General features: G+C 33.3%; 14 protein-coding genes. 12 read left to right on the top strand and 2 right to left on the bottom strand.

Translation table 11 applies throughout. From position 1 onward, the window contains the following. Positions 1–137: 137 nt before the first annotated feature. The 7 genes from AA089_RS12065 (at position 138) to AA089_RS12035 (ending at position 5,939) form a co-directional block, all read left to right on the top strand. On the top strand, positions 138–1,784 hold the full coding sequence (locus AA089_RS12065) for a hypothetical protein (RefSeq protein ID WP_046757212.1): 1,647 nt from the start codon (positions 138–140) through the stop codon (positions 1,782–1,784). 77 nt (positions 1,785–1,861) lie between these two features. Beyond that, a complete protein-coding gene (locus AA089_RS12060; RefSeq protein WP_046757211.1) occupies positions 1,862–2,827 on the top strand; it encodes a CFI-box-CTERM domain-containing protein in 966 nt (321 codons plus the stop codon). After that, positions 2,793–3,356: a lasso peptide biosynthesis protein gene (locus AA089_RS12055; RefSeq protein WP_046757210.1), complete on the top strand. Its 564-nt coding sequence runs from the start codon at positions 2,793–2,795 to the stop codon at positions 3,354–3,356. Before AA089_RS12060 ends, AA089_RS12055 begins: the two co-directional genes overlap by 35 nt. Before the next feature lie 3 nt (positions 3,357–3,359). Further along, positions 3,360–3,638, top strand: coding sequence for a hypothetical protein (locus AA089_RS12050; protein WP_046757209.1), 279 nt, complete (start codon positions 3,360–3,362; stop codon positions 3,636–3,638). A gap of 217 nt (positions 3,639–3,855) precedes the next feature. Further along, positions 3,856–4,374 carry a RidA family protein gene (locus AA089_RS12045; protein WP_046757208.1) on the top strand — a complete coding sequence of 173 codons (519 nt, stop codon included), beginning with the start codon at positions 3,856–3,858 and terminating at the stop codon, positions 4,372–4,374. A 193-nt stretch (positions 4,375–4,567) separates the two neighbouring features. Further along, entirely contained in the window at positions 4,568–4,990 is a 423-nt protein-coding gene (locus tag AA089_RS12040) for a DUF4345 domain-containing protein (RefSeq protein ID WP_046757207.1), read from the top strand. A gap of 166 nt (positions 4,991–5,156) precedes the next feature. Next, complete coding sequence (locus AA089_RS12035; RefSeq protein ID WP_046757206.1) at positions 5,157–5,939, top strand: hypothetical protein; 783 nt, start codon at positions 5,157–5,159, stop codon at positions 5,937–5,939. 185 nt (positions 5,940–6,124) lie between these two features. Here AA089_RS12035 and AA089_RS12030 read toward each other — a convergent pair whose 3' ends face one another. Continuing rightward, complete coding sequence (locus AA089_RS12030; RefSeq protein WP_046757205.1) at positions 6,125–9,688, bottom strand: amino acid adenylation domain-containing protein; 3,564 nt, start codon at positions 9,686–9,688, stop codon at positions 6,125–6,127. 196 nt (positions 9,689–9,884) lie between these two features. After that, a complete protein-coding gene (locus AA089_RS12025; protein WP_046757204.1) occupies positions 9,885–10,526 on the bottom strand; it encodes a protein-L-isoaspartate(D-aspartate) O-methyltransferase in 642 nt (213 codons plus the stop codon). 275 nt (positions 10,527–10,801) lie between these two features. Here AA089_RS12025 and AA089_RS12020 point away from each other — a divergent pair, with 275 nt between their 5' ends. The 5 genes from AA089_RS12020 to AA089_RS12000 are packed head-to-tail and all read left to right on the top strand — an operon-like array spanning position 10,802 to position 14,419. After that, on the top strand, positions 10,802–11,767 hold the full coding sequence (locus AA089_RS12020; protein ID WP_046757203.1) for a Gfo/Idh/MocA family protein: 966 nt from the start codon (positions 10,802–10,804) through the stop codon (positions 11,765–11,767). Between the two features lie 4 nt (positions 11,768–11,771). Beyond that, the gene (locus AA089_RS12015) at positions 11,772–12,464 is read left to right on the top strand and encodes a hypothetical protein (protein ID WP_046757202.1); all 693 of its coding nucleotides are present in this window, start codon (positions 11,772–11,774) and stop codon (positions 12,462–12,464) included. Positions 12,465–12,474: 10 nt separating this feature from the next. Continuing rightward, on the top strand, positions 12,475–13,362 hold the full coding sequence (locus tag AA089_RS12010) for a 3-hydroxybutyryl-CoA dehydrogenase (protein ID WP_046757201.1): 888 nt from the start codon (positions 12,475–12,477) through the stop codon (positions 13,360–13,362). Then, the gene (locus AA089_RS12005) at positions 13,362–13,802 is read left to right on the top strand and encodes a YcxB family protein (protein WP_046757200.1); all 441 of its coding nucleotides are present in this window, start codon (positions 13,362–13,364) and stop codon (positions 13,800–13,802) included. Before AA089_RS12010 ends, AA089_RS12005 begins: the two co-directional genes overlap by 1 nt. Then, a complete protein-coding gene (locus AA089_RS12000) occupies positions 13,799–14,419 on the top strand; it encodes a M23 family metallopeptidase (RefSeq protein WP_053002351.1) in 621 nt (206 codons plus the stop codon). Before AA089_RS12005 ends, AA089_RS12000 begins: the two co-directional genes overlap by 4 nt.

Genomic DNA, 14,419 nt, shown 5'->3' with positions numbered 1-14,419 from the left:
ATTTGACGATTTCCAAGAAAAGGATAAATAGTAAAATTTAAAAATCTGGCTTGTGCCCAACCGAAAAATAATCGCTAATTTGCACGCAACGAGCAACGAGCCATACACAAACACGTTAGCTGCAAGCCGAAAAAAATATGAGTGGACAAGAAAGTATTAGAGGATATTTATTTCAATCGCTAATTGCTGTCTTAAAATCTTTGAATGGTGATTGGAATTCAATTTGCGTTGAACCTAAAACAGATTACGATAAAGTTGACATTATATGGACATTTCCCGACCAAAGTATGGAAATAAGTCAAGTGAAGTCGTCAATAAATAATTTTAGAACAAATGATATTTTCCAGTGGCTTCAAAATCTTACTTTAGATTATAGCGCCGCTAAAATCTATTCCATTTATTTAGTTGGGAATTCCTCTCACTCAACAAAATTGTTATTCAACTCAATAAAGGACAAACAAGAAACAGAATTTCCAGAAAAATTTAAAAGCCTACATAAAATAAAAAATAGGTTAAGAGTTTACTTTGAACCGAATAATATTGAAACTCTAGAGGATGCATTAGTTGCGGGTATTGACAAATTCTTTTTCTCAAAAGATATTTTAACGGACTACCCAACTAAAAAATTGATTGCCAATGGAATGGTAAATCAAATAATCAAAATTTCAACTTTAGGAAAGATCGTTCATAAAAATGAATTTGAGAGTCATTTACTCGACTGGATTTTATATAACTATTCGGAGCAGGTAACCTTAAACAAAGCGAACTTCCAACTTCAATTCTACCATAACAAAGTATTTTCAAAAAAAATAATATCAGATATTAAAATCGCTGATATCAAAAATTCAAACCTCTTTTCTAGCAAAAAACAAAAGGTAAAAGAATTGTTTGAGAAAATTAGCAAGTACGATTTTAAAGTAAAAACTTTTGAGAAAGAGTTTGATATAAATGATTTCAGTACATTCTCTACTTTAAAAAGTTCATTTGAGTATAGTAATGAACCCGTTGTTATAAGCAATTATGAGATTAAATTAATTACTAGAGGACTAAAAAAACTTCTAAATGTAGAACCAGAAAAAGAGTTCTTCAATTTTGGAGAACTTAAAGAAACCAAAACAATGAGTATAGGATTTCCACTAACTCCAAATAAAACAACCTTAATAGGCAGTGAAATAGAGAAGGAAAAGAAAAAATTATATAAGGATTTTTACTGGAAAATTAATGAATTACTTGATTTAATGGACTTTTGGAAAAAATTATCGAAACTTTCTTTATTACCAATTGTCATCACAAATACAGGAAAACAGCATAACGAAGAAATCAGAGTTCAACTTTCAATTCCTGAAAATGTAAAAGTTATTAAATCAAAAAAAGTTCCTATTCCAAAAATGTTTCAAAATATAGAAGATTTGAACTCAGATAATAGCTTTTTATTTAATAGCTTAAAACAGAATCAAAATAGTGTCGTTAATGAATATAACCCAAGAAATATAATACCTCAATTTATAAACTTTGGTATGTTTGGTTATGAGCGAAAAGGACAGGAAGAAGATAAATTTCGCTCAATGTTAAATTATTATTTTGACTATAATTATTACTATGACAAACCAAATCAAACTATAATCGAATGCTATTTTAAAGAACTAAACACAAATGAAACTATGGCTTTTCCTTCTTATATTCTTGTAAAAAGTCATACTGATTTTACAATTGACTATGAAATCACTTGTAAAAATGAACCTGAAAAGATTACCGGAACATTAACATACAAAGCTAGCAGCTAACACTATATAACAAAACATAGCTGCCCTTTGGGTCAGCGACGTTTGTTATATTTACCATTGTAAACAATTTAAACGAAATGTCAGTAACCACATTACAACCCAATAACATTGAGGAACTTAATTTCTTAATTTCTGATAAAAAATCTGAAATTGAAAAAGGGGAATATGGATTGAGTATTGGCCAATTGACAACAAATAAAATACCTGAAGATTTACAATTATACATTTTGAAATTCTGTAAGAACATTGAAATTCGTTATAATTACACTAATGAAAGTAAACTTGCAGCTGAATCAAAATTTATCAATATCATTAATCAAATCGCAAGTTCAACTAAATTAAATACTGAACTTTCTAAAAATCCATTAGCACCTGAAAAAACTCTACACGAATTGGCAAAACACATTTTAAGTGCTGTAAGAGCTAATGTTGTTAAAAACCCATCTACGCCTGAGAAACTTTTAGAAACTTTATCTTTTGATAGTAATATTGAAGTTCTTAGAGCTTTTTCTTATAATAATCGAGTTAATGAAAAGATTTTGAAAAGAGCTATTCTTAATCCAAAATTGAATTTCTATGAAGACCTTAATTTGGACTACTATGATGGATTAATGCGAAATCCAAATACACCTGCCGAAATTATTGAAAGAATATATCAGATAATACGAAATGTAAATATTGTTTACAAACCTGAAAGGAAAGCACTTTTTTTAAATCATCCAAAAACGCCGAAAGTTGTCGTTGATGGAATTAATAATAAAGATAGTCGTTGTTTTATTGCAACAGCTGTTTATGATTCATCTGAATCAGAAGAAGTTCTTCTATTTAGACAATTTAGAGATGAAAAACTGAATACAACAGTTTTAGGGAGAATTTCTGTAAATCTATATTATCTAATGTCACCACAAATTGCACGAACAATTAGCACTAAAGCAACAACCAAAAAAAATCTAAGAAAAAAGATATTCAACCCTATTTATAAATACATAAAAAAAACTGTTTACAACAATGCTGAACAAACATTGGACAGACAATCTAAATGAAGTGATTGCGAATTTTGAAAAGAAAGATATTATTGGAAAGGTTTTCAATGAGTTTTTAGATATAACTTATAGATTAGATTGGACAGGAGCTTGTCACGAGAGTAGTTCAGCGATATATGTTTTACTAAAAGAATCTGGAATTGATTGCAAATGGAAATTAGGTGAGGTCAAAGCTAACGACTATTTTTTTGACCATTCTTGGATTGAAATAAATGGAAAAGTTTTTGATATAGCAATCACAAAAACTTTACAAGAAGAAGCAAGAAATGCACCAATTATAAACGATATAGATATTGAGACTGATAAAGTACACAATATTGAATATGGTGCTGTTTCTGGTCTTGAATTTAGTCCACAAACAATAATGGTGCAAAATATCAATCTTTCGGATTATTTATCAAATTCACCAATAAGCCCAATCGGAACTTGGGCTGTAGTAATTGACGTAGCAAAAAAACAAATGAATATGAATTTAAATTTGCCCGATTTAATTTTAAAATATCAAGGTAAATTTTACGAACAAGCGTAAATTATGGAATTAGAATACATCTATATAAAAGAGTTTTTAAAATTAAATCAACATCTCGAAAAAGGAGATTACATTTATAAACACGATAAAGATGCATATCCATTAAAAGACGAGTTTGATTTAGCGAATCTATATTTCGTAACAGAAAGTCAATTACATAATCTGACTTTAATGAATATGTATAACAAAGCAAATTTGAATATTGATTTAGATAAAACAAAAGACCATTTTTGGATATTACAAATCCCAAGTTTCGTTAGGAAACAAATATGGTTGAAATAAATTCTGTTTACAACACCGTATAAAATCAATTGCTAAGTTCTAGCCTACTTACGAAAATCCTCATGGACTTTCTATCTGTGGTTTATTTGCTACTTTAGTGCTTAAACATACAACAAACCATACACAAACACATTGTGCGTCATACTGAAAAACGAAACTCATAAGAAAAACGGGATAGCCGAAAACCGACCAAAGTAGGCTCTAAATGATCAGAAATATGAAAAAACCAACTAACCGACTGACTTTACTCACAGTACTTTTTGTATTGGCTTTTGGATTCCAAAGTTGTGAAAAAAAACAAAAGGAAGAAAAGAAAGAAGTGGAAAAAGAAGTAATAGTTGAATCCGAAAAACCTGAATATTTTTCACTTCGACTGGAAGTGGAAAAAGCATATGGATATTCACACGCTGTAAAAATTGGAAATAACATTAAAATTTCTGGAGCTGTAAGTATGGACGATGAAGGAAATCCAACTGCGATTGGCGATATAGAACAGCAGATGAAAAACTGTTATGCTGATTTAGAAAAAATATTAAAACACTTTGATTGTACATTTGACGATGTGGTAAAAGAAGATATTTTCACAACTGATATGGCACAAATGCTAGAAAAATCAGCATATCGAGCTGAAATTTATAAAAACGGATTTCCGACTGGTTCTTGGCTTGAAGTAAAAGGATTAGCATTACCTGAATTTATGGTTGAAATTGAACTTGAAGTACACAAATCGGAATAAAAAATACGAACGCACTACAATGTATAACCGCAATTACGGCGAATTCGACTACGTCCGAATCCACTTGGAATTGCGAGCATCAGTACCAAACCGAATATTAAAGTATATAAGCCCGTAACTGACGGTTATACTAGACCGTTTTACCAACAAGCTAAAAAAAGCAAAGCGGAATTCAACTATCGCAATAAAAAATATGAAAAGTAAACTAAATTGGATTCTAAAAAATCTACATCTCATCGTATCCTTATTAATTGTAGTTCCGACAGCAATAATTTATGGTTCGCCATCAGTTTTACCTGAACACTTAAACATACAAGTAAAAACAATTGACCTTTCAAATATGCTGAAAGCTATTATGTGTCTATATATCGGAATATCACTCGTTTGGATTATCGGAATTTGGAAAGCTGAATACTGGAAAATCGCCACGGAATTGAATATAGTATTTATGATATCTCTTGCTATTGGACGAGCATTAAGCATGGTAATGGATGGATTGCCAACAGGTGGCTACGTTTTCGGAATCATAGCAGAATTTGTACTCGGTTTTTATTCCATGTACCAACTTAAAAAATATGGCGAAATGAATACTATTGCTGAAAAAGTCAGTAAGTAATATTATATATAAAAATAGCGTAAGTTGCTGCTAACACAAAGGTTTGGACATTTTTAGAAAGTGGCTAAAATTTAAAAAATCTGCTATGTATTGAACTGGGAATTTAGTATCTTTTCGCATATTACGTTTCATATAAAACTATTTGTACTAAATATAAACCAACAAAATGAACCGAAAATTAATTACACTTCTACTTTTAGCTTTATTCACAAATTTTGGGCACGCACAATCTGATAAAATCAACATTAAAACAGATCATTTGACAGAAGCGAATTATCTTAAAATGGATGATTTTTATTTGACTCATTATCTGTACATTGATTTATTTTTAAGAGAAAATCTATTTCCAGAAGCAAGTCATAAAGAGGTCTCCGCTATTCTAAAAGCGCTGAAAAAATATGTTTCAGTAGAAAATAAGTTGGATATTGAAATTGAAAAGCCCGGAAAAAGAAATTACTTGATTCGATTTGCTATTTTAAAGAAAGATGATGAAACTGAACTTTTAATTGCTTTCACAAACTGGAGTGTAAAGAAAAAGAAGTTTGAAAAAGAAATTAAAATGGAAAATGATTCTTACACTAGATGGTATTTTCTAAATGCAAATAAAATGACTTACCGAAAAGATATGTCCAATCAGAATGATTACGCTAGTATGAATAAATCTGACTTGGCAAATGCGTATCTATTCGATGAACTACCTGAAAATGATTCCAAGATAAAAAGTACGATAGAAGCGTATTTAAATCAAACTGATATAAATATTTCGGATAAAATTATGGCGAATTTAATTCTCTTAAAATACCAAATCTTTAAAAGAGAAAATGACAATATTAGTAAGCAAACGGAATACTTGAATACATTATTTCAACAAAATAAATCTGAGTATAACCTAAGAGGTTTACAAATGGCTTTTGATGCTACAAAGTATCAAATTGAATTGATGAAATAAATACAGTAAGCAATATTGACAGCATATAATTGCTTGTTATATTATTTTTGTTTTTTCTAAATTTTTCTGTTAGTTATACCTTTTTATAACAAGTCATTAAGCATAAACATTGTATTAATTTCAATAAAAAAACAAGCACATCTAAAAAGCTCCCGAATGTGCACAATTTCAAAGATTCAAAATTATTAAACAATCACTTCTTCTGATTCCTTCTGTGTATAATTTGAACTTGCTTGCATCACTTTTTGAAAGTCTACCAATCGTGCAAAAAGCCAAATAAAAGCTTCCACTTGTCCGTTTAGCACAAAATTTCCGTTAGAAATATGATTCAATATCGCTTGCATATCACACGATTGTATAGCAATTAACGCTTCTTTATTTTCAACACATACAGCACAAGAAGGTAATCCTGAAACGACCTGATCAGTTTGTGTACACACGCCGTCATTTATGACTATTCTAATTGGATTCTTGTCATCAGAACTTCGTACAGAAATCATAAGGTTTGGCGTAGCGCCCGTGATTTGTGTCAACCAATGCTTTATATAAGAAGTAAAAGTAGTTGCCCATTCTTGTAACGCTTCATTCGAAACACTTTCCTTTTTCTGTTCTTTTTGTGTAATTACCATTTGTGCATCTACTTCGCGTTCGGCTTCAATAAGTGCTTCAACCGTTTTATCAATATCTTTTCGCGTATGCGCCGCAGAACAGATAAATCGTAAACGTCCACGACCAATTTCCACAATCGGATACGTTACCGCCAAAGTTTGTACACCACGTTTATATAAACTCTGTACAATCGCATACAATTTGTCTTTATCGCCAAAATGTGGTGTAATAATTGGTCCGTCTCCTGTGCCTAAATCATATCCAGCTTCTTCAAATCGTCGACGCATGTATCGCGTTCTGTCCCACAACTGTTCGCGCAATTTTTCATCGGCACGAAGCAATCGCAAGGAAGTCAACGCAGCAGCAATATCCGCAGGACTGATAGACGCCTGAAATATGTACGCTCTTGATGATGCTTTTAACAAACCAATATGTTCACGACTTGCGGCAATAATTCCGCCAATACTTCCCAACGCTTTGCTGAGTGTTGTCATTAAAAAATCTACATTTTCGGTAGCACCTTGCGCGGCACAAATTCCAGCACCATTTTTTCCATAAAAACCAAAAGAATGCGCTTCGTCAACAAAAGTCAATGCGTTGTATTTTTTTGCCATTTTTACAATTTCCGCAACTGGCGCTGTTCCTTCGCCCATACTGTATACACTTTCCAACACGACTAAAACTGTACGATATGGAGACACTTCCGATTGTAATACGGTTTCTAAATCTTTGGCATCATTATGTTTAAATGTTCGTATTTCGGCACCACTCAAACGCGCACCATCTACAATAGAAGCATGACAAAGTTGATCGATGACAACGACATCATTTTTTCCAAGAATTCCAGAAATCGCACCTACATTTGCCGTATAGCCAGTAGGAAATAAGCAAGCGTCTTCTTTTCCGACCAAATCTGCAAATTCTTTTTCAAAAGCTACATGCTGATTCGTCATTCCAGATGCAGACGCCGAAATCCCCATGCCTGTTCCAAATTTTTCTAGTGCCAACGTTGCTTCTTTAATTACTCTATCATCTCTGTTGAGTCCAAAATACAAGTTTGTTGACCAAATAATTGCTTCTTGTTCTTCGTCATTAAACGCATCGCCCACAACTCCTGTAGCGGCACTTCCTGTGCGTAATACTTTCCCATACGGATTTCTACGATTGTCATTTACCATACGCAATACTTCTTGCACAAGCTTACTTTTATCATCTGCACTCCAAGCCGTTGCATTTGCTGCTTGAAACGTTGGAAAACTCGATTGAATGTCAAATTGAAACTTCGCCAATGTATCACTAAACACCTTACAAGATGCATTTTCGACAACTTCTCCTCCATTTTCTGTAATATCTACGACATAATTTGTCAAAGCATTTGGTGTTGGATGTCTAAGAATAATTGGCGCGGTTATTTTTTTTCCTAATGATTTAGAAAGTCTACTGCTAAATTCTAACGTAGACAACGAATCGAGTCCATGTTCGTCAAAAGGTTGATTCGGCAAAATCGTTTTTGAATCATCAATATTCATAATGGTGGCAACTTCACGTTGAATCGTTTCCAAGACGGCTTCTTTTAAGCTTTCATTTGAGCTTTTAAATTGTCCCAAAAGATTTTCCGTTGTCGTTTCTTTGGATGATGATTTTTGCGCCAATTGCATGAGTTTCTTTCGATCGAGCTTATCATTTGGCAACAATGGCAATTCGTCCAAATACTTTACAACTTGTGGAATCATGTACTTTGGCAAACGTGCAGCGATGTATGATTTTATGTGCTCTGTGGTGATAGAATCATCTTTTTTAACCACATAAAGCAATAACATTTTTTGCCTAATTCCGCCTTCAACAGCAGCGGCCGCAACAGCATGAATGCCTTCCATGGTTTCAAGTGTAGATTCTATTTCTTCAAGTTCAATGCGGAAACCTCGTATTTTTACTTGCTGATCGACTCTTCCTAAAAATTCAATTTCTCCATTTTCTGCCCAACGACATAAATCGCCCGTTTTATATAATCTGCGATCAGGAATGGCTTCAGTAGGTTCAATTTCTATAAAACGTTCGTTTGTTTTTGCTTCATCATACAAATAACCGCGTGCCAGTTTTGTTCCCGCTAAGTGCAATTCGCCAGCATCGCCATTGGAAACTGGTTGAAGATTTTCGTTTAAAATATAAGCTCGTGAGTTTAGAACAGATTTTCCTATCGTTACTATTTTTGTATCTCTCGACACTTCTGAAATAGTAGAATATACAGTGTCTTCCGTTGGTCCGTATGCGTTTAATACGCGTTCTACAGAATCGTGCGCATACACTTGCTCAACTAACGATCGTTTTAAAGCTTCTCCTCCAAAAACGACACATTTTATATTTTTGGGCAATGTTTCTGTTGCCAATAATGCTTGAACAGACGACGGAACCATCACAAAGGTTCGTACTTGATCTAATGCGGGAATTTTAGTTAATTCTAATGCATTTTGAACTAATATTATCTTTCCCCCTAGCGAAAGTGTTCCCATAATTTCCATTACCGAAGTATCAAAACAAACCGAAGCAGCAGCGAGCATTCCGTTCAATTCTTTATCGCTAAACATTTGCCGAACAGATGCCCGCATGGCTACTATATTTTTATGTTCAACAGCTACACCTTTTGGTTTTCCTGTAGAACCTGAAGTATAAATAACATACGCTAATTCGTTTTTTGAAGCGTGTATATTTTCATCCGAATGATCTCCAAGTGCATCAATCCACACTACATTTTCAACTCCTGCACACAAATTCGCAGTCGTTCCATCGGATACAACTGCCGCTTTCGCTTTAGAATCTTCTAGCATGTATTTGATACGATCTTTCGGATAGGTAGGATCTAATGGAACATACGCGCAACCAGCTTGCATAACGCCAATTAATGTCGCTACTAATTCCCATGAACGATGCATGCAAACACCAATTAACGATCCTTTTGGAATCTTACGATGTTGAAGCGCACCAGCAACTTGATTCGCTTTGGCAAGCAAACGTTTGTAGTCAATATTAATTTTTCCATCCACAATTGCTATCCGATCAGGATGTGTTAGCATTTGCACTTTAATAAGTCCACAAATTGTTGTAGCTGAGATATCCTCAATGCTTTGAGTTACTGTCTCCATAGGTCCTTTATTTTATTTGTTATTAACTAATTTTAATAAAGTCTAATGGATTAGGGAAAGTCCAGAATTATCTAGTGATACATTAGGTAATTCAGTGTTGTTTTTATGTGAATAAAGCTATGATTAAATTCTGCAAGTTCAAAATAAATACAAGCCTTTTTATTACGTGAAAAACGTAGATATGTGTACGTACTTTTTAGTTTTTATCTTCTAACATTGGCACAAAACGAAATTTGCCAAATTCTTTTTTGGTAAATTCTTTTTCAGATGTTCTTACGAAAAGTGTCATAATTTGTGAAGTATCGCCCACAGGAATGACCAGCTTTCCTCCTATTTTTAGTTGTGAAAGTAACGGTTTTGGTACAAATGGAGCGCCAGCCGTTACTACAATTCCATCAAATGGTGCTTCTTCGGGCAATCCTTTGTAACCGTCTCCAAAGATGAGTCGTTTTGGACGATAGCCCAATTTTGGCAAGAATAAACTCGTACGCTTAAATAATTCTTTTTGTCGTTCTATGCTGTATACTTTTGCGCCAAGTTCGAGTAACATGGCAGTTTGGTAACCGCTTCCTGTACCGATTTCAAGAATTTTTGATCCTTTTGTAATTTCTAATAATTCAGTTTGAAAAGCTACTGTATACGGTTGCGAAATGGTTTGATCGGCGCCAATAGGAAACGCTTTGTCTTGATACGCATGTGCTTCAAAGCTAGAATCCATAAATAAATGACGTGGAATGTTTCGAATTCCATTTAGGACATTTTCATCTGTAATTCCTTTGTCAGCAACCACTTGTGCTAGCTGATTTCGCATTCCTCTATGTTTAAACGTGTCTTTCATCCTCGCACAAAAATAAGCGTATTTTTTATCTATTAATAAAAATAATTCTGGAAAAACTCAACTTCCTGACTGCGAAGTGATTTGATTCACGATGTACGATTGTTGATTTGTTTACAACATTGAACTTTGAACTGAAATTGAAATTGAATTTGAACTTTCAATCTTTCAATCTTTCAATCTTTCAATCTTTCAATCTTTCAATCAAAATAATAAATATTACGGATATCCCGAAGGTTTTCAAAAAATAAATTATTTTTGTGGAAAACACTTTTTTTATGCTAAAAGCTGGAGTTTTAGGTGCTGGACACTTAGGAAAAATTCACTTACGATTATTAGAACAATCATCTCAATACGAACTTATAGGTTTTTATGACGCAAATCCTGAATATGCGCAGAAAATAGTAGCCGAATTTGGATACATCTATTTTGACACAATTGAAGCCCTAATTGACGCCGTAGATGTAGTAGATATCGTTACTCCAACACTTTCACATCACGAATGTGCAAAGAAAGCAATTACAAAAGGAAAGCATGTTTTTATTGAAAAACCAATTACAAATACGGTTGCAGAAGCAGAGGAATTAATCGCTTTAGCAACAAAACACAATGTAAAAGGGCAAGTAGGACATGTAGAACGTTTTAATCCTGCATTTAAAGCTGTAAAAGATCAAATCAATTCGCCAATGTTTATTGAAACTCATCGTTTGGCAGAATTTAATCCGCGTGGAACAGATGTTCCTGTGGTATTAGATTTGATGATTCACGATATTGATGCTATTTTAAGTGTGGTAAATTCTAAAGTAAAAGATATTCACGCAAGTGGAGTTTCGGTTATTAGCAATTCGCCAGATATTGCCAATGCGCGTTTGGAATTTGAAAATGGTTGCGTTGCCAATCTGACTTCAAGTCGTATTTCTATGAAAAACATGCGTAAAACTCGTTTCTTTCAACGTGATGCGTACATTGCTGTCGATTTTTTAGAAAAGAAAGTTGAAGTCGTAAAAATGAAAGATGCGCCAAAAAAAGTGGATGAATTCGCGTTGATTCTTCAAAATGCAGAAGGTGTGAAAAAGCAAATCTATTTTGAAAATCCTGACATTCATCAAAACAACGCCATTTTAGACGAATTGGAAACGTTTGCAGATGCTATTAATAATGATACGACACCAATTGTTTCGTTAGAACAAGGAACAGAAGCGTTGCGTATCGCCATTCAAATTATAGAAAAATTCAACAACTAAATTTATGTTAAGTACCAAAAAAGCAATCGTACTTCTTGCCTTTTTTACGATAACGTTTTCGTTTGCACAAGAAAAGATAGTATTAAAAAATATTGACCAAATCGACATTTCTGATTTAACAAAAGATATTCAAATCGTCAAAAAGAATAAAGACAATTTTAAAATGATTTGGTGGATTCCAACAGAATACTGGGAAGTAGTCATGAACGGAAGTAGAATTGTAAATTCGAAAGATATCAATTCGTTTGTAACTATTCTTGACGAGTATGTTTTAGTAGCATCTATGAATTCAGAACTTACCGCATATGGTAATTTTAAACCGAAATATTCTAACATTCAGATACTAGACAAATCAGGAACTGTGTATGATGAATTAGAAGAATCTGAAATTTCTGCTGAATATCTTGAAGTGCTATCTGTATTAAAACCTTCCATGACACAAACGCTGGGAGAACTTGGAAAGCAGTTAAAATTTCATGTATTCAAAAAAAGAGACAAACAAGGTAAACTTATTACGCCAATGACTGAATTTTCAAAGTTTTCTATTGTAATGAATCAAAAATCAAGATTTAATATCAAGCTCCCATTAGCAAGTATGGTAGAAGAAAAAATGTGTCCAGAAGATGACGAATTGGTAAACGGAAACTGGAAATACTGTCCGTGGCACGGAAAAAAACTAAAATTACAGACTAAATAAACTATATACTATGAAAAACGTAGCTGTTATCGGAGCTGGAACTATGGGAAATGGAATTGCGCATACTTTTGCTCAGTTTGGTTTTAAAGTACAACTCATTGATATCTCGCAAGCTTCTTTAGACAAAGGAATGGCAACAATCACGAAAAACTTAGATCGTATGGTTGCTAAAGAAAAGATTTCAGAAGAAGAAAAACAACATACATTAAACAATATTGCCACATTTACAAGCATAAAAGAAGGAGTTGAATATGCTGGTTTGGTGGTTGAAGCTGCAACGGAAAACGTAGATTTAAAGTTGAAGATATTTAAAGATTTAGACGAATTGTGTCCAGAAGATACCATTTTGGCAACCAACACTTCTTCTATTTCTATTACACAAATTGGCGCCGTAACATCGCGTCCTGAAATGGTTATCGGAATGCACTTTATGAATCCTGTTCCGATCATGAAATTGGTAGAAATTATTCGCGGTTACAACACTTCTGACGAAGTTACCAATACTATCATGGAACTTTCGAAAAAACTGAATAAAGTGCCAACGGAAGTGAACGATTATCCTGGATTTGTAGCAAACAGAATTTTAATGCCAATGATCAACGAATCTATTGAAACCTTATACAACGGTGTTGCAGGTGTTCAAGAAATTGATACGGTAATGAAATTAGGAATGGCTCATCCGATGGGACCATTGCAATTGGCTGATTTTATTGGGCTAGATGTTTGTTTATCCATCTTAAATGTAATGTATGAAGGATTTAAAAATCCAAAATACGCACCATGCCCATTATTGGTAAATATGGTAATGGCTGGAAAGTTAGGCGTAAAATCTGGAGAAGGTTTCTACGATTATTCAGAAAGTAGAAAAGCAGAAAAAGTAGCAAAAATGTTTCGATAATGATTGATACAAAAATGTATCAACTTACTAAAAAACAATACATGCGCATCGTATGGAACACGTTGCGCAAAAATGTATTGAAACTGATTCCTTTTGTATTAATTTGGGGTTTGTTAATGAGTTGGCGCATTAGTTATCTTTTAATGGTATACATTGTCTTTGCACTATTCATCATCAGTTTTATACTACTTTTTTGGTTTGCGTTAAAAAACTTAAAACCTTTCTTTTCGGAAACACAATTGCAATTTGATGAAGAACTTATACATCTCACAAAAAATGGAAGTACTGCTTCATGGCATTTTTTACGATTAAAAAAAGTAGTTGAGGAAGAAAAGTATTGGTTACTATATATAACAAGCGCAAAATATATATATGTTCCAAAAAATATATTTTTGACGGAACAAGACAAAGCTACATTCAAAAAACTAGTAAACGTTTGAAGCAACTTACCTTCATATTATTATGTCTGTGTTTTTTTGGTTGTCAACAAACGACTCCTCAAAAAAATACGGAAAATAACAAACCGAAAAAGACGAAAGCTGTGTCATCTGCATTCGTCTTTTTTGATTCTATATTTAGTAAAAAATCAACGTATATAGCTTCAGGTTTCGATTTCCCCGTAGGAAAACCCAATGCAAACGGTTATTACAATGCGCAAAAATTTACCGTTAATGATCATTTAGGTGATGACTGGAATGGCACAGGCGGCGGAAATACAGATTTGGGCGATCCTATTTACAGTATTGCAAATGGATATGTAAATTTTGCCGAAGACATTGGCAGCGGCTGGGGAAATGTCATTCGAATTATTCACAAATATAAAGGCGAATATTACGAATCCTTATACGCACATTGTGACAAAATCTCCGTAAAAAAGGGTAATTTTGTAACGAAAGGCATGCAAATTGGCACTATTGGCAATGCAAATGGCACGTACTATGCACATTTACACCTAGAAATTCGCGATCGTATTCTCATGGATATTGGTGGCGGCTACAGTAAAAATACGACAGGATACGTAAATCCTACAAAATTTATAACATCTAACAGAAAATAA

This window comes from Kordia jejudonensis (assembly GCF_001005315.1).
GTDB lineage: Bacteria > Bacteroidota > Bacteroidia > Flavobacteriales > Flavobacteriaceae > Kordia > Kordia jejudonensis.
The sequence above is the reverse complement of the archived record's forward strand: the minus strand, read 5'-3'. Positions and strand labels throughout refer to the sequence as shown.